Source organism: Mesorhizobium sp. Cs1299R1N1, assembly GCF_037179655.1.
Classification (GTDB): domain Bacteria; phylum Pseudomonadota; class Alphaproteobacteria; order Rhizobiales; family Rhizobiaceae; genus Mesorhizobium; species Mesorhizobium salmacidum.
The window spans coordinates 103,954-127,068 of the sequence record NZ_JAPYKR010000006.1; the positions used below are offsets into that span (position 1 = coordinate 103,954).

The 23,115-nt window shown below is 64.3% G+C and carries 19 protein-coding genes; 8 read left to right on the forward strand and 11 right to left on the reverse strand.

Annotated features, from left to right (window positions below):
• Positions 1-40: 40 nt before the first annotated feature.
• The 5 genes from O7A70_RS14715 to O7A70_RS14735 all read right to left on the reverse strand — a co-directional run bounded on the left by O7A70_RS14715 (position 41) and on the right by O7A70_RS14735 (position 4,241).
• Positions 41-961 carry an ABC transporter permease gene (locus O7A70_RS14715; protein ID WP_337140996.1) on the reverse strand — a complete coding sequence of 307 codons (921 nt, stop codon included), beginning with the start codon at positions 959-961 and terminating at the stop codon, positions 41-43.
• A complete protein-coding gene (locus O7A70_RS14720; RefSeq protein ID WP_337140997.1) occupies positions 958-1,863 on the reverse strand; it encodes an ABC transporter permease in 906 nt (301 codons plus the stop codon). Before O7A70_RS14720 ends, O7A70_RS14715 begins: the two co-directional genes overlap by 4 nt.
• Positions 1,841-2,470, reverse strand: a complete 630-nt coding sequence (locus O7A70_RS14725) for an ANTAR domain-containing response regulator (protein WP_337140998.1) — start codon at positions 2,468-2,470, stop codon at positions 1,841-1,843. Before O7A70_RS14725 ends, O7A70_RS14720 begins: the two co-directional genes overlap by 23 nt.
• Positions 2,467-3,561 (reverse strand): transporter substrate-binding protein, encoded by a 1,095-nt coding sequence (locus O7A70_RS14730; protein WP_337140999.1) that lies wholly within the window; start codon positions 3,559-3,561, stop codon positions 2,467-2,469. Before O7A70_RS14730 ends, O7A70_RS14725 begins: the two co-directional genes overlap by 4 nt.
• A gap of 197 nt (positions 3,562-3,758) precedes the next feature.
• Positions 3,759-4,241, reverse strand: coding sequence for a hypothetical protein (locus O7A70_RS14735; protein WP_337141001.1), 483 nt, complete (start codon positions 4,239-4,241; stop codon positions 3,759-3,761).
• 343 nt (positions 4,242-4,584) lie between these two features.
• Between O7A70_RS14735 and O7A70_RS14740 the strand changes: the two genes are divergently transcribed.
• From O7A70_RS14740 to O7A70_RS14750, 3 genes are all read left to right on the forward strand, one after another.
• Complete coding sequence (locus tag O7A70_RS14740; protein WP_337141002.1) at positions 4,585-5,439, forward strand: MetQ/NlpA family lipoprotein; 855 nt, start codon at positions 4,585-4,587, stop codon at positions 5,437-5,439.
• Positions 5,440-5,523: 84 nt separating this feature from the next.
• Positions 5,524-6,606 (forward strand): methionine ABC transporter ATP-binding protein, encoded by a 1,083-nt coding sequence (locus O7A70_RS14745; protein ID WP_337141003.1) that lies wholly within the window; start codon positions 5,524-5,526, stop codon positions 6,604-6,606.
• Complete coding sequence (locus O7A70_RS14750; RefSeq protein ID WP_337141004.1) at positions 6,587-7,243, forward strand: methionine ABC transporter permease; 657 nt, start codon at positions 6,587-6,589, stop codon at positions 7,241-7,243. Before O7A70_RS14745 ends, O7A70_RS14750 begins: the two co-directional genes overlap by 20 nt.
• 485 nt (positions 7,244-7,728) lie before the next feature.
• Here the strand turns inward: O7A70_RS14750 and O7A70_RS14755 are convergent, their stop codons facing one another.
• Positions 7,729-9,462, reverse strand: coding sequence for a hydantoinase B/oxoprolinase family protein (locus O7A70_RS14755; RefSeq protein ID WP_337141005.1), 1,734 nt, complete (start codon positions 9,460-9,462; stop codon positions 7,729-7,731).
• 1 nt (position 9,463) lies between these two features.
• Positions 9,464-11,548 carry a hydantoinase/oxoprolinase family protein gene (locus tag O7A70_RS14760; RefSeq protein ID WP_337141006.1) on the reverse strand — a complete coding sequence of 695 codons (2,085 nt, stop codon included), beginning with the start codon at positions 11,546-11,548 and terminating at the stop codon, positions 9,464-9,466.
• Between the two features lie 219 nt (positions 11,549-11,767).
• On the opposite strand from O7A70_RS14760, the gene O7A70_RS14765 reads away from it, so the two are divergent.
• The 5 genes from O7A70_RS14765 to O7A70_RS14785 all read left to right on the forward strand — a co-directional run bounded on the left by O7A70_RS14765 (position 11,768) and on the right by O7A70_RS14785 (position 18,461).
• A complete protein-coding gene (locus O7A70_RS14765; protein WP_337141007.1) occupies positions 11,768-12,595 on the forward strand; it encodes a ferredoxin--NADP reductase in 828 nt (275 codons plus the stop codon).
• Between the two features lie 203 nt (positions 12,596-12,798).
• On the forward strand, positions 12,799-13,845 hold the full coding sequence (deoC, locus tag O7A70_RS14770) for a deoxyribose-phosphate aldolase (protein ID WP_337141008.1): 1,047 nt from the start codon (positions 12,799-12,801) through the stop codon (positions 13,843-13,845).
• Positions 13,846-14,082: 237 nt separating this feature from the next.
• On the forward strand, positions 14,083-16,455 hold the full coding sequence (locus tag O7A70_RS14775; RefSeq protein ID WP_337141009.1) for an aldehyde dehydrogenase family protein: 2,373 nt from the start codon (positions 14,083-14,085) through the stop codon (positions 16,453-16,455).
• A gap of 227 nt (positions 16,456-16,682) precedes the next feature.
• Complete coding sequence (locus tag O7A70_RS14780; protein WP_337141010.1) at positions 16,683-17,414, forward strand: SDR family oxidoreductase; 732 nt, start codon at positions 16,683-16,685, stop codon at positions 17,412-17,414.
• 201 nt (positions 17,415-17,615) lie between these two features.
• Positions 17,616-18,461, forward strand: coding sequence for a fumarylacetoacetate hydrolase family protein (locus tag O7A70_RS14785; RefSeq protein WP_337141011.1), 846 nt, complete (start codon positions 17,616-17,618; stop codon positions 18,459-18,461).
• 168 nt (positions 18,462-18,629) lie between these two features.
• On the opposite strand, the gene O7A70_RS14790 is transcribed toward O7A70_RS14785, so the two are convergent.
• The 4 genes from O7A70_RS14790 to O7A70_RS14805 all read right to left on the reverse strand — a co-directional run bounded on the left by O7A70_RS14790 (position 18,630) and on the right by O7A70_RS14805 (position 22,896).
• Positions 18,630-19,628 (reverse strand): ABC transporter ATP-binding protein, encoded by a 999-nt coding sequence (locus O7A70_RS14790; RefSeq protein ID WP_337141012.1) that lies wholly within the window; start codon positions 19,626-19,628, stop codon positions 18,630-18,632.
• A gap of 219 nt (positions 19,629-19,847) precedes the next feature.
• Positions 19,848-20,909 (reverse strand): Gfo/Idh/MocA family protein, encoded by a 1,062-nt coding sequence (locus O7A70_RS14795; RefSeq protein WP_337141013.1) that lies wholly within the window; start codon positions 20,907-20,909, stop codon positions 19,848-19,850.
• Positions 20,906-21,745 (reverse strand): carbohydrate ABC transporter permease, encoded by an 840-nt coding sequence (locus O7A70_RS14800; RefSeq protein ID WP_027142496.1) that lies wholly within the window; start codon positions 21,743-21,745, stop codon positions 20,906-20,908. Before O7A70_RS14800 ends, O7A70_RS14795 begins: the two co-directional genes overlap by 4 nt.
• Before the next feature lie 221 nt (positions 21,746-21,966).
• Positions 21,967-22,896: a carbohydrate ABC transporter permease gene (locus O7A70_RS14805; protein ID WP_337141014.1), complete on the reverse strand. Its 930-nt coding sequence runs from the start codon at positions 22,894-22,896 to the stop codon at positions 21,967-21,969.
• Positions 22,897-23,115 lie beyond the last annotated feature (219 nt).

Genomic DNA, 23,115 nt, shown 5'->3' on the forward strand with positions numbered 1-23,115 from the left:
TTTCTCTGTTTGTGTTCTTGGTTTCATCCGAGCTTGATGCTCATCTCAGTTTGATACGGGGGTCGATGAAGGGCGCGATGATGTCGGCCAGGAGGTTGCCGAGCACGATGGCGAAGGCCGAGACCAGGGTGACGCCCATGATGATCGGGATGTCGACGCGCTGGATGGCCTGCCATGCGAGCTGGCCGATGCCTGGCCAGCCGAACACGCTTTCGACGACGACGATGCCGCCCATGAAGATGCCGATGTCGATGCCGATCATGGCGATGACCGGCAGGATGGCGTTGGGCAGAGCGTGGCGGAAGATGATGGCGCCGCGCGCCAGACCTTTGGCACGCGCGGTGCGCACATAATCCTGGCGCAGCACGTCGATCATCGACGAGCGCATCATGCGCGCGTACCAGCCGGCACCGAGGATGCCCATGGTCAGCGAGGGCAGCACGAGGTGGCGCCAGGTGCCGTAGCCGCCGATCGGGAACCAGCTCAGCCTGACGGCAAAGACGTAGAGCAGCAGCAGACCGACGACGAATTGCGGCGCCGAGACGCCGACGAAGGAGGCGACCATCAAGGTCTGGTCGGTGGCGGTGCCGCGCTTGACGGCTGCGATCAGGCCCATGGAGAGACCGATCAGCAGTTCGCACAGGATGGCGCCGAGCATCAGAAGCAGGCTGGCCGGCAGCCGTGAGACGATGAGCTCGGTCACCTCGGAGCGCTGGATATAGGAGCGGCCGAGATCGCCGCTGACGAGCTTGGTCAGGTAGTGCCAGTACTGGACGACGAAGGGCTGGTCGAGGCCGAGCTGCTGGCGGATGTTCTCGACCGTCTGCGGCGTGGCGCTGCGGCCGGCGATCTGGCGCACCGGATCGGCGGGCAGGAGATAGAGCAGCGCGAAAGTGATCAGCGAGACGCCGAGCAGGATCAGCAGCGATTGGATCAGGCGGCGGCCGAGATAGGCGATCATGCCCGGCCCCTCTGCGTCGGGTCGAGGATGTCGCGCAGCGCATCGCCGATCAGGTTGAAGGCCAGCGCCAGCGCCAGGATCGCGGCGCCGGGGAAGAACACCAGCCAGGGCGCCGCCTGAAAGTAGGTCTGGTTCTCGAAGATGATGTTGCCCCAGGAGGCCGTCGGCGGCTGCACGCCGATGCCGAGGAAGGAGAGCGTGGCTTCGAGCAGCACGGTGGTCGAGATGCCGAGCGTGCCCCAGACGATGATGGTCGGCAGGAGATGCGGCAGGATGTGGCGAAACAGGATGCGCGGCGCGCTCGCCCCGATGGTGCGCTCGGCATCGATGAACTCGCGTTCGGCGAGCGAAGACGTCTCGGTGTAGATGACGCGAGCGGTCTGCACCCAGTTGACCAGCGCGATCACCATCGCCACGATCCACAGGCTGGGCTGGAATACCGCCGCCAGGCAGATGGCGAGCAGAAGCGCGGGAAAGGCCATCATCAGATCGGTGAAGCGCATCAGCGCGCTGCCGATCCAGCCGCGGAAATAGCCCGCGGTGACGCCGACAAGCGTGCCGATGAACAGCGCCACGCCATTGGCGACGATGCCGATGATCAGCGAGGTGCGGGCGCCATAGAGGATGCGGGTCAACAGGTCGCGCCCGAGCAGGTCGGTGCCCAGCCAGAATTTTGCGCTCGGCGGCAAAGGCGAGCCCTCGATGGTCAGGCCGTCGAACATCTGTTCGTTGGGATCATAGCCGGTCAGCCACGGCGCCAGGATCGCGCCCGCGACGACGACGCCGACGATGACCAGGCCGAGCAGCGCAAGGCGCCGCTTGACCAGCCGGCGCCAGACGCCGGCGCGCGGCTTGGCCGGCATGCGTCCGGCCGTGAGATCAGGCGCGATGGGACTGGTCATCGCCGCTCTCTTCTCCGGTCTTGGCATCTCCCGTTACGTCTTCGGTCATCGCCACGATACGTCGCGCGGCGTCCTCGACGCTGATCTGCCAGCTCATCGCCAGCGAGCGCAGCTGCGCATAGGCGCGGTCGTCGTCGCTGCCTTTCGACAAAGCCGAGACAGCCCGCACGATGGTCTGGCGTTCGGCGACGCGCTGGCGCAGCGCGGCGATCTCGCCGGCTAAATGTTTTCTCGCCTCGAATCCCTGGCGCGCGATGAGCAGCGCGCTGTAGACGCCGGCATTGCCGACCGGCTTCAGGAGCTGGGCGTCGGCCTTGTGCGACAGCGCCCATTCTATGCGGCCGGGCGCCTCGGAGCCGATCAATGCCACCAGTGGCATCGGCGCCTCGCCCGGCTTCCAGGGGAATTGCTCGTCGAAACCGAGATCGGCGTCGAAGAAGACGAAGTCCGCGGCCAGCGCCTCCGGCGCCAGTTCCGGCCAACAGTCGACGGTGACCAGGCCGATAGCCGACAATTGCCTGGTGATCGCCTGCACCGTCGGGTGCGGACGATGCAGGACAAAGGCCCTGGCGCCGCCAAGATTGGGGATGCGCGGGGTCCGGGTCACGACACCACCCGCAAGCGCGGCCGGCCGAATGTTTTTGCGGGGTCGTAGCGCGACAGATAGGGGTCCGGTGCGACCTCGTCCTCTCGGCTGACGACTTCGAAGTAGCCATCCGCGATCCGGCCGATGATGACAGGCAGCGTGGCGTGCTGGGAGTGCGCATCGATGGCGATCGGGCCGAGCCGGGTGGAGAAGCGCCGTTCGGCGAAGGCTTTTGAAAATTCCGCCGGACCGGCGTCGGGGTCGCGCGACAGCACGTCGGCCATCACTTGCACCGAGGCATAGGCGGAGGCTTCGAAGGAGGAGGCGAAGGCGGCCGGCCTTGGCGCGAAATAAGGCCCGACCGATAGATGGCCCTTGCCCGTTTCGCCGATCGCCGGCAACTCGCCTTCGGTTAGGTTGCAGGAGATCACCGGGCAAGAGTCAGGACTGAAAGCGGCATCCTCGCCCGCCAGATCACGATAGGCCGCCAGGAAGGCATAGGACGAGGTGCCGATCAGATTGTTGAGGATGAAATTCGGCCGCGTCGCCCGGATTTCGGCGATCAGCCGCGACACGTCGGTCTCGCCGATGCGCAGATAGCGCTCGCCCAAAACCTTGCCGCCGGCGTCGGCGATCAGGTCGCGTGCCACGCGGTTCATCTCCCAGCCCCAGATGTAGTTCGAGCCGAGCAGAAAACCGTCGGCACCGAAGCGCGGCACGGCATGGGCCAGCAGCGGCACCAGATGCTGGTTGGGACAGGCATGCATGTAGACGACATGCTCGTTGGCCTCGAAGCCCTCATAGGGGCAGGCATACCAGAGCATGCCGCCGGCCTTTTCCAGCACCGGAATCGTCTCCTTGCGGCTCCAGGAGGTGACGCAGCCGACGACGTGGCGCGCGCTGCTGGTCCTGAAAATGTCCTCGCACAGCATCGCGTAGCGATCGGCATTGCTTTGCGGATCGCGCTCAACCGGTACCAACTCGATGCCCGAGCTCCTGTCGGCATTGATGTCGGCGATGGCGCGCATGGCGCCGATGCGGCACGCATCGGAAACGAGCTGGTAGCTCCCGGAGCGAGAATAGAGGATGCCGATCTCGATGCGCCGTTTCAAACAGAACCCCAGAAATGACAATGCCCCGCAGCCAGCGCCGGGAAGGGCGAGGCATACGAGGCATGTTTGCCGCCCGGCGATCAAAGCCGGTATTTGCCTCAGCGTATTCGGTCCGGCGGCTCAGTCAAGCCCTCAACGCCATCCGCGTCAAACACCGAGTGTCCGGCCATCGCTGGTTCCCGAGAAATCCGCTGCCGCTATTTGGCCGCCGGCCTGTGTTGTCGGGCATAGGCCACGCAAGCATCCACGGTGGAGACACAAAGCGCGTCGCGCTTGTTCGGCAGGTTGTTGTCGCCGGCGTAGGCAACTTCAGCGACGCGGCCGCCGACCATGCGAACCTGCGTGTCGCAGTAGCCGCCGGGAGCGACATTGACGGAACCGCCGACCGTCGGGATGGCCCCCACGGCCAAGGCAGGAACGACGACGCTGAGATTGCCGCGCTGGACGACGCGCTTATAGGTCCAGATCTGCCCGGACTGGCCGACATCCGCGGTGGCGGTCGGAAACCCCGCGCACATTCGAACGTCGGCTTCGCTGAGGCCGACCATCTCCTTGCGAGCGGCCGCCGCGGTGGGATCGACCTTGGTCATGCGCGACGTGTCGTCGGGAACGACGCAGGAAGACTGGACGACGATGATGAGGCCAGAAAGGGCAAGCTTTCGAATATAGGAAAATGTCATACCGATTAGTTGGGATCGCGTGGCGCCCGGCCGCCCTCTCTACCTAGGCAAGCAGACCGCCGGATCAACCCGCACGCCTTCACGAAAAGGTGGCTGGGCAAGCCGCAGAGCTTTTGACTTCCGCTCGCCATGGATGAACCCGCCGGACGAAGGACGTCCATCATTTCCGGGCGATGTCCTCGAAGCGCGTCTTGTGCTCCCTTCCCCGGAATTTTTGAGAGAATATTCCCGGCTTTGCCGAGAACGGCGAAACATGTTCTTTGATAAAATCGATAGAATTTCTGACGATGTGACCTGGGCAATCCGCCTTGCTGCCATGACTTCACAACCGCAGAGATCAATCATGTCCGACCTCACCAACACTTCGTCTTTTTCCCCCAGGTCAACCCTGAACCGCCGCAGCGGCCTGGCTCTGCTGTTCGCCTCGGCTGTTGCTATCGGCAGCCTGATGGCACCGCATGTGTCGTTCGCCGAGGACAAGAAGGCGATCAAGGTCGGCATCATCAGCGGCGAGGACGAGGATGTCTGGCGCGTCGTGGTCGCTAAAGCCGCCGAGAAGGGCCTGAGCATCGAGACCGTGGTGTTCAACGACTACACCCAGCCCAACGAGGCGCTGGAGCGCGGCGAGATCGACGCCAACGCCTTCCAGCACCAGCCTTATCTCGACAACCAGATCAAGACGCAGGGCTATCACATCGTGCGCGTCGGCTATACCGGCGTGTGGCCAATCGGCCTCTACTCAAAGAAGTACAAGGAGGTCGCGGACCTGCCGGAGGGCGCGGTGATCGGCCTGCCGAACGACCCGTCCAACGAAGGCCGGGCGCTGCGCGTGCTGCAGAATGAGGGCGTGATCAAGCTCAGGGATGGCACCGGCATTCTCGCCACCACCGCCGACATCGCCGAAAATCCCAAGAAGGTCGAGATCAAGGAACTCGACGCCGGCATCGTCGGCCGTTCGGTCGAGGACCTCGACGCCGCCGTGGTCAACACCGACTGGGCGCTGAAAAGCGGCCTGACGCCGGAAAACCGCATCGCCCAGGAGCCTATCGCAGACAATCCCTACCGCAACTTCATCGCGGTGAAGGCCGGCAACGAAAACGAGGCCTGGGTGAAGACGCTGGTGGCGTCCTACCAGAACGACGCGGTCAAGGCCGAGTTCGACAAGGTCTACAAAGGCACAGGCCTCAGCGCCTATTAAGACCATCCGGGCACTGATGTGCCTTTGGCCGGGACAGCGGTCCGCGCAATGCGCGGGCCGCGATCGTATTTTCAGGATCCGCCTATGAACCAGCATTTCACCGCACCCACCGAGCCCGGGGATCAGGCCGCTACACAGGACGTGGTGCGGCTTGTCGACCTGAAGCGCCGTTTCGGCGCGACGGCGGCGCTCGACGGCATTTCCTTGACGGTGCGCCAGGGGGAGATCCTCGGCATCATCGGCCGCAGCGGCGCCGGCAAATCGACGCTGATCCGCTGCCTGAACGGGCTGGAGCGTCCCGATTCCGGCGAGGTCTTCATCGAGGGCCGCGAGATCAGCCGGCTTGGCGAACGCGACCTGCAGCCGCTGCGGCGGCGCATCGGCATGATCTTCCAGCATTTCAACCTGCTGTCGGCCAAGACGGTCGAGGACAATGTGGCGCTGCCGCTCAAGATCGAGGGCCGGCCGAAGGCGGTGCGGCTGAAGCGAGCAGCAGAACTGCTCGATCTCGTCGGCCTGTCGGAGAAGGCGAAAGCCTATCCGGCGTCGCTCTCCGGCGGCCAGAAGCAGCGTGTCGGCATTGCCAGGGCGCTTGCCGCGCGGCCAGCGCTGCTTCTGTCGGACGAGGCGACCTCGGCGCTCGACCCGGAGACGACCCGCTCCATCCTTGCCTTGCTGAAAGACATCAACCGGCGGCTCGGCCTGACCATCCTGCTGATCACCCATGAGATGGAGGTGATCCGCTCGATCGCCGACCGCGTGGCGGTGATCGACGCCGGGCGCATCGTCGAGGAAGGGCCAGTCTGGTCGGTGTTCGCCGATCCACGTTCCGAGATCACCCGCAGCCTGCTCGGCGCCATCCGCCCGCAGCTTCCGCCGGAGCTGGCGGCGCGGCTGCTGCCGGCGGGCGGCACCGAAACGATCTTGCGCGTCGACGTGGCGGGCGAAGCGGCGCGGGGGCCGCTGCTATCCGACCTCGCCGCCGCCGTGCCCGGTGCTTTTCGCCTCATCCATGGCGGCATCGACCATATCCAGCAACAGCCGGTCGGAACGCTGTTCCTCTCCATCTCCGGCAGCGACGCAAGCCACCTCGCAGAAGTGATCACATTCCTGAAGTCCCGCCAGGCGCGGGTGGAGGTACTTGGCCATGTCGCCGATCCTGTTTGAGCTTCTGTTGCGATCGATCTGGGAGACGGTGCTGATGACGGCCGCCTCCGGCCTGATCTCACTGGTGTTCGGCCTGCCGCTCGGGCTGGCCTTGATCGCCACCGAACGCGGCGGCATTGCCGAAAGCCCGTGGGTGAACCGCGTGCTCGGCGCCGTCATCAACGGCTTCCGCTCGGTGCCCTTCATCATCCTTCTGGTGGCGCTGATCCCGATTACACGGCTGATCGTCGGCACGTCGATCGGCACATGGGCGGCGATCGTGCCGCTGTCGATCGCCGCAACGCCCTACTATGCGCGTATCGCCGAAGTCTCGCTGCGCGAGGTCGACCACGGCCTGATCGAGGCGGCGCGCGCCATGGGCGGCAACCGTTGGACGATCATCCGCGAGGTGCTGGTGCCGGAAGCGTTGCCTGGCATCGTCGCCGGCTTCACGGTGACGCTGGTCACACTCATCGGCGCCTCGGCAATGGCGGGCGCCATCGGCGCCGGCGGCCTCGGCGACCTCGCCATCCGATACGGCTATCAGCGGTTCGAGACGTCGGTGATGGTCGCCGTGGTGATCGTGCTGATCATCCTGGTCTGCGGCATCCAGTGGGTGGGTGACCGGCTGGTGGCGAGACTGGATCGGCGGGGGTGATGAGCCGGCTGAATATTCGCGTTTGACCGGAGCCTCCCCAATTTTCGTCATACCAGGGCGGAGCAGCCGCGAAGCGGCGTCGCGGAGACCCTGGTATCCATGCCGGGACTTCGACCGAAAGTGCAGCGGATCAGGTTCTGCGGCGTCGCAACGCTCTGAGGTCGCGGCATGTATCTCGGGTCTGCGCCGCGTCGCTACGCTCCTTGCTCCGCCCGTGGATGACGAAGACGTTTCGGCTAATCGCCAAGGCAATCCATCGGCGCAACCGGGCTAGCCTCTCAATCTTATCCCTTCCGGGTCGAAGAATGGCATCGGCGCGACGACCGCGCGTACAGGCTTGCCGTCGATGTCGATGCTGAGCCCGGTTCCGACCGAGGTGAACGGCAACCGCAAATGCGCTGTCTTTCCGATCATCGTCGGAGACGGAAACGACATGTGCTGCGGCGATCACGGCGCGGTGAGGAACCGCACAATGACCGACAGTTTTAGCCGGCGCGTTGCTTTTCCGTTGCTTCGCGATCAACGACTCCTGCCGACAGCACGACGCCGAATTTTTCCCAGGCTTGCCGTGGGGTATAGTACCCCAGGGCCACATCGCGCAGCACCTGATCGGCATCGCGCTGACGCGGATCGCCATAGCCGCCACCACCCGGCGTGCCGACGCGCACGCGGTCGCCGGCCTTTAGCGAGATGTCCTGCTCCTTGGAGAGGTGCGGCGGTACGTGTTCCCCGCCATTGCGGAAGACGATCACGCTGTTGGGCTCGCCATCCCCACCGCCAAGGGCGCCCTGCGGGCCGAAGCGGCCATGGTCCATGACGAAGGAGGCACGCGCCTCGCCGCGCAGGATCTCGACCTCGTAGGCGAGGCCAAAACCGCCGCGATGCTTGCCGGCGCCGCCCGAGCCTTCGCGCAAGGCATAGTGCCGGTAAAGCACCGGAAAGGCCTGCTCCATGATCTCGACCGGCGGCGACTTGGAGATGCCGATGGTCGAGCAGCCATTGGTGAGGCCGTCATGGCCTGAATTGCCGCCATAGCCGCCGCCGGAGATCTGGTACATGACGTAGTCGCGGCCGCGCGCGGGGTCGTTGCCGCCGAGCGCGAAATTACCGCTGGAGCCGGCAGGTGCGGCCGTCACCTTGTCGGGCAGTGCCTGCACCATGGCCGCGAACACCGCCTCGGCAATGCGCTGCGACACTTCGGCCGCACAGCCCGATACGGGGCGCGGATACTTCGCGTCGAGGAAGGTGCCTTCCGGCCGCTTGACGATCAGGGGCTCGAAAGCGCCGGCGCTGATCGGCACATCGGGGAAGATGTGGCGCATGGCGAGATAGACCGAGGACAGGGTCGTCGCCAGCACGCTGTTCATCGGCCCCGCACAGGGCTTTGACGACCCCGAAAAATCGAAGGTCAGCGTGTCGCCCTTCTTCTCGACGGCGAGCGCGATGGTCAGCGGTTCGTTGACCACCCCGTCGGAATCGACAAAGGCCACGGAGCGGTAGGTGCCGTCGGGAATGGCCGCTATGTTGGCGCGCATCTGCTCGGCGGCACGGCGGCGCAGTTCGGCGATCGCTTCGACAACCGTTTCATCCCCGTAACGATCCAGGATTCCATCGAGCCTGTCCTGGCCGATCAACAGCGCGGCGGCCTGGGCCCGGATGTCGCCGATGCGCTGGTCGGCAACCCGGATGTTGGAGCAGATGATGGCGTAGATTTCGGGATCGAGCACGCCCTTCTTGAACAGCTTTACCGGCGGCAGCCGCAGGCCCTCCTGCTCGACCGCCGTTGCCGAGGCCGAAAAGCCGCCCGGCACCGAACCGCCAATGTCGGGCCAATGGCCTGTGTTCGACAACCAGCAGAAGATCTTTTCACCCCGATAGACCGGCATGACGAAGCGCACATCCATCAGATGCGTGCCGCCGAGATAGGGGTCGTTGACGATATAGATGTCGCCCGGCTCAGGCGGCAGGCAGCGGCCATCGGCGATCATCTCGATCACCGTCCTGGTCGAATATTGCATGACGCCGACAAACACGGGCAGGCCCTGGCTGCCTTGTGCGATCAGCGAGCCATCGACGGCCGAATAGATGCCGTCCGAGCGGTCATTGGCCTCGGCGATCACGGGCGAGAAAGCGGCGCGCGAAAAGGTCAGGTCCATCTCGTCGCAGACCTGCTGCAAGGCGGCCTGGAGAACCGAAAGGGTAATGGCGTCGAGCTTCATTTCAGGCCTCGCCAATGTCGATGATGATGTTCCCGTCGGCGTCCGATCGCGCGCGGTCGCCGGGTTCGAGCACGGTCGTCGCGTCCATCTGTTCGAGGATCGCCGGGCCTTCGATGACCGCGTCGAGCGGCAGCTTTTCCCTGATATACACCGGCGTGTCATGCCAGCGGCCGCCATACCAGACCGGCCTGATCTCGCGCCGCGCCTCGTCGAGCGTTTTTGCCCGCCCGGCCGGGTCGATCAGGCGTGACAAGTCGATCGCCGGACGCACGCCGGTGACCGAGGTGTTGAGGTTGACGAGGTTGGCGCGGATTTCCGGCAGCTCCACCTTGAAGCGGGCGAAATAGGCTTTTTCGAACAGGGACTGCAATTCGTGCCGGGTAACCGAGGAGGACGGCAACGGCACGTTGATGATGTGGGTCTGGCCGACGAACTGCATGTCGGCGGAGTGGGTGACGCGGATCGTTTCCGGCTTCACCGCTTCCTTGGCGATCAGCTCTTCGCCTTCGTTACGGTGCCGTTCCAATACTTGACGGACCCGGCTTTCATCAAGCACGGCCACGGGTTGGTTGATGGTGTTGACGAAGTCATGGCGCAGATCGGCGACGACGCAGCCGAGCGCATTGGTGATGCCCGGACGCGCTGGCACCAGCACTTTGGGCAGGCCGAGTTCACGCGCGAGCGCGGTGGCATGCAGCGGCCCGGCGCCGCCGAAGGCGAACAGCGCGAAATCGCGGGGATCATGGCCGCGCGATACCGAGACCATGCGAATGGCGCCGGCCATCTTCATGTTGCCGAGCCTGAGCACTGCGCCCGCGGCCTCGACGCCCGACAGGCCCGTTGCCTTGCCGATCCTGTCCTCGAAGATGCCGGTGACGCGCTCTGATGTGACCGGCTTGTCGACGGCGAGCAGCTTCTTCGGCGCCAGCCTGCCGAGCACCAGATTGGCGTCGGTGATCGTCGGCTCGGTCCCGCCGCGCCCGTAGCAGATCGGGCCGGGATTAGCGCCCGCACTTTCCGGACCGATCTGGATCAGGCCGGCCGCGTCGACGCGGGCGATCGAGCCGCCGCCGGCGCCTACCGTGTGCACCGCCACCATCGGCACATGGATCGGCATGGCATATTCGATCTCGATCTCGTTCGAGACCGCCGGCTCGGCGTTGCGGATCAGCGCCACGTCGGTCGAGGTGCCGCCCATGTCGTAGGTGACGAGGTTTTCGAAGCCGGCGCGCTTGCCCGTATAGGCGGCGGCGATGACGCCGGAGGCGGGGCCCGACATGACCGTCTTGGCCGATTCACGTGTGACGAAGCGGGCCGAGATCATGCCGCCATTGCCGTTCATGATGAGAAAATCGCGGGCATAGCCCTTGTCGGCCAATTCCCTGCGCAGCCGCTCGACATAGCGCTCCAGGATCGGCTGCACCGAGGCGTTGACCGAGGCGGTCACGCCGCGCTCGAATTCGCGCGCTTCCGACAGCAGCGCGTGGCCCGTGGTGATGTAGCCGTTCGGCCAGAATTCGGCGGCGATTTCGGCGGCGCGGCGCTCATGCGACGGGTTGGCGTAGGAATGCAGGAAATGGATGACGAGGGATTCGCAGCCGGCCGCGATCAGCGTCTTCACCGCCGCGCGCATCTCGTCCTCGTCAAGCGGCGTGCGGACGGCGCCTGATGCCTCGACGCGCTCGGACACTTCGAGGCGCAGATTGCGCGGGATGACCGGAACGAACGTGCCCGTCATGCCATAGGGCTGCGGCCGGGTCCGCCGCCCAAGCTCGATCACGTCGCGAAAACCGCTGGTGGTGATCATGCCGGTCTTGGCCAGCCGGCGCTCCAGCACCGCATTGGTGGTAGTGGTCGTGCCATGCACGATGAGGTCGATGCCGTCGATCGGAAAGCCGGTGGCGCCAAGCGCCGAAACCACGCCAAAGGCCTGGTTGTCGACCGTGGTCGGGGTCTTGGCCAGATACACCTTGCCACCGTCCTTGCCGTCGATCAGGAGCAGGTCGGTGAAGGTTCCGCCGACATCGATGCCGGCGACGACGCTGCCCAGGGAATCCGGTGGCTGCACCGAAAAATTCTCTTTCATTGTCGAAACCCGAAATGCTGGGACTACGGATATGCCACAGTTTGGAAAGGTGTTTTACGGCGGCATCTTGACGCAAATATCGTTTGTATACTAATAAATTCCCGACACAAGAGCTTACCGCTTCGGTAGCGTGCATGGCACGCCGGAACCTGAATGGTTCGGGCGCCCACGGGAAAGTTTGGCGCCCGCGTCTGTAATTGGGCGAGAAGGTTGGAATTGATGAACACCACGCCCGCGTTCAACACCGCTGAAGCCCGCCCGCTGCAGTTTCCGATTCCGGCCAATGTCTATGCCGAGACGGTCGTCTCGGTGAAGCACTACACCGACCGGCTGTTCTCGTTCCGCATCACGCGCCCGCAGTCGCTGCGCTTCCGCTCGGGCGAGTTCGTGATGATCGGCCTGCCCAATGCCGAGAAGCCGGTATATCGCGCCTACTCCGTCGCCAGCCCGGCCTGGGACGAAGAGCTGGAATTCTTCTCGATCAAGGTGCCGGACGGCCCGCTGACCTCGGAACTGCAGAAGATCCAGGTCGGCGACACCGTCATCATGCGCCAGAAGTCGACCGGCACGCTGGTTGTCGACGCGCTGACCCCGGCCAAGCGCCTGTTCATGATCTCGACCGGCACCGGCATCGCGCCCTTTGCCAGCCTGCTGCGCGACCCCGACACCTACGAGAAATTCGATCAGCTGGTCCTGACCCACACCTGCCGCGACAATGCCGAGCTGATCTACGGCCAGGAGTTGGTGGCGGCACTGGAAAGCGACCCGCTGATCGGCGAGCTGACCGCCGGCCGCGTCACGCTCTACAATTCGACGACCCGCGAGGGGTCGGCACGCATGGGCCGCATCACCGCGCTGATCGGCTCCGGCAAATTCTACAGTGATCTCGGCGTCGAGAAGCTCGATCCCAAGACCGACCGCATCATGATCTGCGGCTCGATGCACATGCTGAAGGATGTCAAGGAGCTGGCCGAAAGCCTCGGCTTCCAGGAAGGTTCGCTCAGCCACCCCGCGAGCTTCGTCGTCGAACGGGCCTTCGTCGGCTGAGGCCAGCGCGTCTCCCGGAAACCTGATTTTGACCTTCCGGTCAAAAATCAGCTGCTTTCGCGGCCTTTTTCAGCTATCCCTCGCCTGAGGACTCGTGAAGCGCGGCTTCGCGGGTTATCGTCGTGCGTGTCGCCCAAAAGTGTCGAGGCTTTGGGAGAACGATGCGCACCAAGAGCGCACGCCGCTGAACGAAAGGGCAGGAGATGAGCAGCACAATCCGCGAAGCCGATCTTGGCACCAAGGTGACGCCGCTGCCGGCACGCGCAGCCGCCAATACGCCGGTGCCGCTGGACCATCACATCGCGCGCAATCCAGGCCTGAAACTCGACCTCGGTTTTCTGGAATCGGTGCGCAGCGTCAACCGCTCGGCGCTGGAGCGCCGCGTCGCCAGCCTGACCAAGCGGCGCTCGATCAAGGCCGACAACCAGGCCGCCTGGCTGCTCCGGGCGATCGCCTGCATGGACCTGACGACGCTCAACTCCAACGACACCGAGGAGCGCGTGCGCCGGCTCTGCGCCAAGGCGATCAACCCGCTGCGCCGCGACATCATGGAAGGCCTCGGCATTGCGGGCGAAACCATCCGGCCGGCCGCGGTCTGCGTCTATCATCCCTTCGTCGCCACGGCGGTCGACGCCGTGCGCGGCTCCGGCGTCCATGTCGCCGCCGTCTCCACCGCCTTCCCGCATGGGCTGGCGCCGCTGTCGACCCGGCTGCAGGAGATCGAAGCCTCGGTGAAGGACGGAGCCGACGAGATCGATGTCGTCATTCCGCGCGGCCTGGTGTTCGGCGCCAAGTGGCGCGAGCTTTACAACGAAATCGTTTCGATGCGCGCCGCCTGCGGTGACGCGCATCTGAAGGTCATTTTGGGAACCGGCGATCTCGCCACGCTGCGCAACGTCATGCTTGCCTCGATGGTGGCGATGATGGCGGGCGCCGATTTCATCAAGACCTCGACCGGCAAGGAGAGCGTCAACGCCACGCTGCCCGTCGGGCTTGCCATGGTGCGTGCCATCAGGGCCTATTTCGAGGAAACCGGCTATCTCATCGGCTTCAAGCCGGCCGGCGGCATTTCCACCGCGAAAGTGTCGCTCGACTGGCTGGTGCTGATGAAGGAGGAACTCGGCAGGCCGTGGCTGGAACCGCAGCTGTTCCGCTTCGGCGCCTCGAGCCTTTTGACCGACATCGAGCGTCAGCTCGAGCACCATCTGACCGGGCATTATTCGGCCAATCATCGCCACGCGATGGCTTGAACTGATCGACGCGGTGATGGCTGGAACACCCCTCATTCGTCGCCTTCGGCGACACCTTCTCCCACAAGGGGAGAAGGAAAAGCTCTGCCCCGGCCTGTCGATAGAATACTATCGTGAGCAACTCGCTGGCCCGCAATCGTGCGCCTTCCCTTCTCCCCTTGTGGGAGAAGGTGGCCGAGCGAAGCTCGGTCGGATGAGGGGTGCTAGGCTTCGGATCAGCCTGCAAGGAACAAATCCATGAACATTCTCGAACGCTATCACGCCATGGAATACGGCCCGGCGCCGGAAGCTCGTAACGAGGCGGACGCCTGGCTCGCGGCGCGCGATTTCGGCAAGGCGCTGTTCATCGGCGGCGACTGGAAAGCGGCGGGCGGCGGCAAGACCTTCGACACCAGCGAACCATCTTCCGGCAAGCTGCTGGCCAAAGTCTCCGACGCCAATGCCGCCGACATCGACGCGGCGGTTGCCGCGGCGGCCAAGGCGCTGCCGAAATGGAGCGCCAGCACCGGCTACCAGCGCGCAAAGGTGCTCTACGCCATCGGCCGCGCCATGCAGCGCCACCAGCGGCTGTTCGCGGTGCTTGAGACAATCGACAACGGCAAGCCGATCCGCGAAAGCCGCGACATCGACGTGCCACTGGCCATCCGCCATTTCATTCATCATGCCGGCTGGGCGCAGGCGCTGGACCGGGATTTTCCCGGCCACAAGGGTGTCGGCGTCGTCGGCCAGATCATCCCGTGGAATTTTCCGCTGCTGATGCTGGCCTGGAAGATCGCACCGGCGCTTGCGGCGGGCTGTACCGTGGTGCTGAAGCCGGCCGAATTCACGCCACTCACCGCCATCTTGTTCGCCGAGATATGCGAACGCGCCGGTGTGCCGAAGGGCGTCGTCAATATCGTCCAGGGCGGTCCGGAAGCGGGTGCTGCGATCGTCAACCACCCCGGCATCCAGAAGATCGCCTTCACCGGCTCGTCCGAGGTCGGCAAGATCATCCGCAAGGCCACCGCCGGCTCGGGCAAAAAACTGTCGCTGGAGCTCGGCGGCAAGTCGGCCTTCATCGTCTTCGAGGATGCCGATCTCGACAGCGCCGTGGAAGGGCTGGTCGACGGCATCTGGTTCAATCAGGGCCAGGTCTGCTGCGCCGGTTCGCGCCTGCTGGTGCAGGAAGGCATCGCCGACGCCTTGATCGCCAAGGTCAAGGTCAGGATGAGCCGTCTGCGTGTCGGCAGCCCGCTCGACAAGAACACCGATATCGGCCCGCTGGTCGACCTGACCCAGCTCGAACGCGTCAAGGGACTGATCGCCGAGGGCGCCAGGCAGGGCGCCGTCTGCTGGCAGCCGGATGCGACGCTGCCGTCGTCGGGTTACTACCACCTGCCGACGCTCGCTACTGGCGTTTCGCCGGCTAATATCCTGGCGCAGGAAGAAGTGTTCGGGCCCGTGCTCGCCACCATGACCTTCCGCAACACCGAGGAAGCGATCGAGCTCGCCAACAACACGCGCTATGGCCTGGCGGCCTCGGTGTGGAGCGAGAACGTCAATCTTGCCCTCCATGTGGCGCCGCAGTTGAAGGCCGGCGTGGTCTGGGTCAACGGCACCAACATGTTCGACGCCGCCTGCGGCTTCGGCGGCTATCGCGAAAGCGGCTTCGGCCGCGAAGGCGGGCGCGAGGGCATGTTCGAATATCTCGCGGCGAAACTGCCGCTCGGCCCGGTGATCAAACCGGCGACATCCTCCGCGCAGCCCGTCGAGCAGGCCGATGGCGTGGCAATCGACCGCACGGCAAAGCTGTTCATCGGCGGCAAGCAGGTGCGGCCGGACGGCAATTACTCGATTGCGGTCGCGACGGCCAAGGGCAAACTCGCCGGCGAAGTCGGGCTCGGCAACCGCAAGGATATCCGCGATGCGGTTTCGGCTGCCCGCGCCTGCAAGAGCTGGCCGGAGGCGACCGCCTACAACAGGTCCCAGGTGCTTTATTACCTGGCCGAGAATCTTTCCGGCCGCGCAAGCGAGTTTGCCGCCCGCCTTACCGAACTGACCGGGGCCAATGCCAAGGCCGCGCGGGACGAGGTGGAGCTCTCGATCGAACGGCTGTTTCTCTATGCCGGCCTCGCCGACAAGTTCGAGGGGCGCGTCCATCAGCCGCCGGCCCGTGCCGTGACGCTGGCGCTGCATGAACCGGTCGGCGTCCTCGGCATCGTCGCGCCGGACAATCAGCCCCTGCTCGGCTTCATCTCGCTGGTCGCGCCGGCGCTGGCCATGGGCAACACGGTGATCGCCGTGCCTTCGGAGCGCTATCCGCTGCTCGCCACCGATCTCTATCAGGTCATCGAATATTCCGACGTGCCGGCCGGCGCCATCAACATCATAACCGGCCGCAGCGCCGAACTTGCCGGCGTGCTGGCCAAGCACGACGATGTCGACGGGCTCTGGCTGTTCACTGACGCCGAGACCTGCGCCAAAGCGGAAGCCGACTCCATCGGCAACCTCAAGCGCGTCTGGAGCGGCAATGGCCGCAGCCTCGACTGGGCCTCGGAAGAAGCCGCCGGCGATGCCTTGCTGCGCCGCGCGATCGAGGTGAAGAACGTCTGGGTGCCTTATGGGGACTAAGGCATGTCGCCCAAAAGTGCGCAGCGGTTTTGGGACAACGACATGCCTGGAGCTCTGTTGCGGTTGTTGATCGCGTTCGGGCTTGACGCCCGAACATATGTTCTTTAACGAGAAAAAACATCTTTATCAGTGAACTGGCACAGGCCGCACAATCGCGCCTGACTGGCACATGACGCCTTCGCCGGCCGCCGATAAAGGCAATTGACCCAAGCAGGCGAGGAAAAGATATGGCGGATCTGGCAGGCAAGGTCGTTGTCATCACGGCGGCGGCGCAAGGTATCGGCAAGGCAAGCGCGCTGGCCTTCGCCAAGGCCGGCGCCACCGTTCATGCCACCGACATCAACGAGACGCTGCTGGCGGAACTCGCCAAGGCCTCCGGCATCAAGACCGGCAAGGTCGATGTGCTGAACGACGAGGCGGTCAATGCCGCCTTCGCCGAGATCGGCGCCGTCGATGTGCTGTTCAACTGCGCCGGTTTCGTCCATTCGGGCTCGATCCTGGAGATGAAGGACGCCGATCTCGATTTCGCCTTCAATCTCAATGTACGCGCCATGATCCGCACCATCCGGGCGGTGCTGCCCGGCATGCTGGAGCGCGGCGACGGATCGATCATCAACATGGCTTCGCTCGCCAGCTCGACCAAGGGCGTGCCGAACCGCTTCGCCTATGGCGTTACCAAGGCGGCGGTCATCGGCCTGACCAAGTCGGTCGCGGCCGACTATGTCGGCAAGGGCATACGCTGCAACGCCATCTGCCCCGGCACCGTCGAAAGCCCGTCGCTGCAGGACCGCATGCATGCCCAGGGCGATTACGACGCCGCCCGCGCCGCCTTCATCGCCCGCCAGCCGATGGGCCGGCTCGGCACGCCAGAGGAGATCGCCGATCTCGCCGTCTACCTGGCCGGCGCCAGATACACATCGGGTCAGGCCTATAATATCGACGGCGGCTGGTCGATCTGAGCGCCGCCCGGGGGCAACGGGAAGATCGGGTTTGACGAAGGATCGCGAAGTCTGAAAATCCCGCTCGCCGGCCGCCAAAACAGGCTGTCCGCGCTTGTCGTGAAGCAGGCCGGTGGCTACGGTCCGCCCGGTTCCAGAAGGGCTGATGCCTCGGCGGAGAGTTTGTAGAACGGCCGCGAGGCCGCAATCAGGAGAAGATGCATGAAACTGCTGCGCTATGGCGAGATGGGGAGCGAACGTCCCGGCCTGCTCGATGCGGATGGAACGATCCGCGATCTCTCCGCCCATGTCGCCGATATTGCCGGCACCACGCTTCATCCGGCCTCGCTGGATATGCTGTCGAAGCTCGACGCGAAGTCGCTGCCGGTGGTTTCCGGCAAGCCGCGCCTTGGCGCCTGCGTTGCCGGCACCGGCAAGTTCATCTGCATCGGCCTCAACTATTCCGACCATGCCGCGGAAACCGGCGCCACCGTGCCGCCTGAGCCGATCATCTTCATGAAGGCAAGCTCGGCCATCGTCGGCCCGGACGACGACGTGCTGATCCCGCGTGGTTCCGAGAAGACCGACTGGGAAGTCGAGCTCGGCGTGGTCATCGGCAGAAAAGCCAAATATGTCAGCGAAGCCGATGCGCTCGACTACGTCGCCGGCTATTGCGTCGCGCACGACGTGTCGGAACGCGCCTTCCAGGCCGAGCGCCAGGGCCAGTGGACGAAGGGCAAGAGCTGCGACACGTTCGGCCCGACCGGCCCGTGGCTGGTGACCAAGGACGAAGTGGCCGACCCGCACAACCTCAAAATGTGGCTGACGGTCAACGGCGAGACGATGCAGAACGGCTCGACCAGGACCATGGTCTATGGCGTTGCCTATCTCGTCTCCTACCTCAGCCAGTTCATGTCGCTGCACCCCGGCGACATTATTTCGACAGGCACCCCGCCCGGCGTCGGCCTCGGCATGAAGCCGCCAGTGTTCCTGAAGGCGGGTGACGTGGTGGAGCTGGGTATCGAGGGCCTGGGACAGCAGAAGCAGACGTTTAGGGCTGACGTTTAAGCGCCTCTTCCTTCTCCCCCTGTGGGAGAAGGAAGAGGCGCGCAGCGCCGAGACGGTTGAAGGGTGGGTGACGGAATGCCGTCGGTGCCAAGCTGGAGCACCCCTCATCCGGCCGCTTCGCGGCCACCTTCTCCCACAGGGGGAGAAGGCAAGAAGCGTTGGCGCGCCCTACTTCAGCACCTTCCCATCCGCCCCGAACCGATACGTCTTCGCCGCATCCGGCGTCGCATAGAGCGTAGCGCCGGGTTCGGCGTCGTACACACCGAAAATCCGCACGGTGATCAGGCCGGCCTTCTCGCAATCCAGATAAAGATTGGTGTCGGCGCCGAGATGCTCGGCATGGACGACAGTGCCCTTCCAGGCGCCTGACTTGGGATCGACGGTCAGGTGCTCCGGCCGCACGCCGATGGTCTTGGCTGTCTCGCCGAGCCGGGCGCCGTCGACGAAATTCATCTTCGGCGAACCGATGAAGCCGGCGACGAATTCGTTTGCCGGCGAATTGTAGAGTTCCATCGGGCCGCCGATCTGCTCGATTTTTCCGGCGTTGAGCACGACGATCTTGTCGGCGAGCGTCATTGCCTCGACCTGGTCGTGGGTGACGTAGATCATCGTCGCCTTGAGCCGGCGATGCAGCTGCGCGATTTCCAGCCGCGTGTTGACGCGCAGTGCCGCGTCAAGGTTCGACAGCGGCTCGTCGAACAGGAACAGTTTTGGCTCGCGCACTACGGCGCGGCCGATGGCGACGCGCTGGCGCTGGCCGCCGGAGAGCTCCGCCGGCCGCCTTTCGAGATAGGGTTCCAGCGACAGCATGGACGAGGCGACGCCGATGCGGCGATCGATCTCCGCCGCCGGCGTGTTCGCCTGCTTGAGGCCGAGGCCCATATTGTTCTTCACCGTCAGATGCGGATAAAGCGCATAGGTCTGGAACACCATAGCGATGCCGCGTTTTGCCGGCGGCGTGACGGAGACGTCGTCACCATCGATCAGCACCCGGCCAGAGGTCGAATCCTCCAGCCCGGCGATGACGCGGAGCAAGGTCGACTTGCCGCAGCCCGAAGGCCCGACAAAGACGACGAACTCGCCATCCGTCACTTCGAGGTCGATGCCCTTCAGCACCTCGACCGGCCCAAAGGCCTTTTTCACGTTCTCGATCTTCAACGAGCCCACGGCAGTCCTCCAAATTGATGCGTGGGCGCGAAAGCACCCCCCTCTGGCCTGCCGGCCATCTCCCCCTCAAGGAGGGAGATTGGCAGCGTCGATCCAGGCTTTCTCCTTGCAATGTTGGTGATTGGCGAAGGCAACCGAGACAGTCGATCTCCCCCTTGAGGGGGAGATGTCCGGTAGGACAGAGGGGGGCGCCGTAGGGCGCTGACGACGACAGCCTGGTCACAGTCGCACCGCCTTGCCGCTGCGCACGCTCTCGTCGGCGGCAAGGCAGACGGCGAGCGACCGCACCGCGTCGTCCATGTGTCTGGTGAGATCGATATCCTCGCGGATTGCCTTGAGGACAAAAGCCTGTTCGAGATCGCAGAGGTCCTGATGGCCAGGTTCGCCTTCCATCGACAGCATCTCGTCCGGCCTGGCGAATTTGCCGTCCGGCCCGGTTTCAGCGCTGTGCAGGCGGATGGTCGAGGTCTTGGTGTGGGTGTCGATGTCGTCGGACTTCACGCCCTCCTTCATGACGATCGACACGCAGCCCTTGGGCGACATGACATCCTTCACGAAGAAGGCGGTTTCCGAAATCATCGGACCCCAGCCGGCTTCGTACCAGCCGACCGAACCGTCATCGAACAGCACTTGCAGATGGCCGTAGTTGTACATGGAGGGCGCCACCTCCTCGGTCAGCCGCACCCCCATGCCACGCACCTCGACCGGCTTGGCGTCGGTGATCTGCAGCATGACGTCGAGATAGTGCACGCCGCAATCGACGATCGGCGACGTCGTCCGCATCAACTGCTTGTGCGTCTCCCAGGTATGGCCCGAGGATTGCTGATTGAGGTTCATGCGGAACACGTAAGGACCGCCGAGCTTGCGCGCCTCGGCGATCAGCCTGATCCAGGACGGGTGATGACGCAGGATATAGCCGATCACCAGTTTTCGGCCATTGGCCTTGGCCGCCGCGACGACGCGTTCCGCGTCCGCCACCGTCGTTGCCAGAGGCTTTTCGACGAAGACATGGCAGCCGGCCTCGAACGCCTTCACCGCATAATCGGCGTGGCTGTCGGAATAGGTGGCGACGCAAGCGACGTCGGGTTTTTCCTCGCGCAGCGCGTCGTCGAAGGAGCGCCTGATGCCATAGTCGGCCAGCCCGCCAGGCAACGGCACGTCGGAGCGGTTGACCAGCGCCGCGATCTGAAAACCCGGATTGGTGTGATAGGCCAGCGCATGGCTGCGGCCCATATTGCCGAGACCGGCGACGATAACGCGAAGGGGATTTTGCGAACTCACTTGACGGCTCCGGAGGTAATGCCGCGGATCAGCTGCCGCGAGAAGATGACGTAGAGGATCAGCACCGGCAGGATCGCCAGCGACAGCGCGGCCAGGATGGCGTTCCAGTTGGTGACGAACTGGCCGAGGAAAAGCTGGGCGCCGAGCGTCACCGTCTTGGTCTCTTCCGACGGCGCCAGGATCAGCGGGAACCACAGATCGTTCCAGATCGGGATCATGGTGAAGACGGCGACGGTCGCCATCGACGGCCGCACCAGCGGCACCACCAGCCGGAAGAAGATGGTGTATTCCGACAGCCCGTCGATGCGGCCGGCGTTCTTCAGGTCGTCGGAGACCTGCTTCATGAATTCGGACAGGATGAAGACGGCAAGCGGCAGGCCTTGCGCGGTGTAGACCAGGATCAGCGCGGTCAGCGTGTTGACCAGCCCGCTCGCCACCATCAATTGCAGGATGGCGACGGTGGCGAGGCGGATCGGGATCATGATGCCGAGCGCCAGGTAAAGCCCCATCAGCGTGTTGCCGCGAAAGCGGTATTCCGACAGCGCGAAGGCAGCCATGGCGCCGAACAGCAGCACGAAGAACAGCGAGCCGACGGTGACGACGAGGCTGTTCTGGAAATAATGGATGAAGTCGCCCTGGCCGATCACCGTGGTGTAGCCGATCATGTCGAAGGTTTTCGGCGTCGGCGGCGTCAGCGGCGCGCCGAAGATGCCGGCGCGCGACTTGAACGAATTCATGATGACCAGAACCACCGGGAAAAGCGCGATCGCCGTGTAGGTCAGCAGAATCGCGTGGGCGCCGATGGTGCGGGGCAGTGAACGGGTGGCGATGCTCATTGGAAAAACTCCCAAGCGCGCAGAGAGGCTGGTTCCAAGGCGCCCCCCTCTGGCCTGCCGGCCATCTCCCCCTCAAGGGGGGAGATCGGCAGCGTTGGCCTTGCCGCCCACTTTGCAACGTTGGCGATTGGCGAAAGCAATAGTGACATCTGATCTCCCCCCCTGAGGGGGAGATGGCCGGCAGGCCAGAGGGGGGTGTTCAGCCGTGACATCTCTTGCCCTCAGAACTGGTAGCGACGCAGGCGCGTCTGGATGAGGAAGAGGTAGACGCAGACACCGCCGAGAATGATCAGGAACATGATCGTGGCAATGGTCGCGCCCATGTTGGGGTCACCGACCTGCAGCTGGAAGCCGAAGAAGGCGCGGTAGAGGAAGGTGCCGAGAATATCGGTCGAATAGTTCGGCCCGGCGAGCGCGCCTTGTGCGGTGTAGATCAAATCGAAGGCGTTGAAATTGCCGACGAAGGTGAGGATCGAGATAATGCCGATCGACGGCAGGATCAGCGGCAGCTTGATCTTCCAGAACTGCGACAGGCCGGTGATGCCATCGCATTCGGCGGCCTCGATCACCTCTTCGGGGATCGACAGCAGCGCGGCATAGATCAGCATCATCGGGATGCCGATGAACTGCCACACCGAGATCAGGCTGAGCGCGGTCAGCGCGTATTGCTCCTTGCCGAGCCATGGCGTGAACAGGCTTTTCAGGCCGACGAAGTCGAGCAGATGCGGCGCGACGCCCCACAGCGGCGACAGGATCAGCTTCCAGGCGAAGCCGACGATGACGAAGGACAGGATGGTCGGCACGAAGATGGCGGTGCGATAGAAGGCCGAGAATCGCAGCTTCGGGCTGGACAGGATGGCGGCCAAAAGCACGCCGACCGGGTTCTGCACCAGCATGTGGATGATGAAGAACCAGACATTGTTGCGCAGCGCGTTCCAGAAATTCGCCGACCAGTTGGGGTCGCCGAACAGGGTGCGGAAATTGTCGAGGCCAACGAAGACCTGGGACTGGTCGACGTTGCGGAACAGCGAGAGCTGCAGCGTGCCGGCCAGCGGCAGGATCATGATTGCCGTATAGACCAGCACCGCCGGCGCCAGGAAGACGGCGATATGCCAGCGGAACGGTCTTTTCGGTCGTGTTTGTGCGGCCATGAGTTCGGTTCCCGCCGTCTCTCGGTTCCAGACGATGTGATGCTAGATGATGCCTCGATGCATGGCCCAAACCTTGCCCGGCGCGGCAAGACAAAGGCCTGCGACTGATCAGCTAGCCTTCCCCAACAAGAGCAGGGTAAAGCCGTGAGGCAGAGCCGACAATCGCAATATGGAACAGGATAATCCGGAACCGGCCGGGCATGCGCCCAGCCGGCTCCG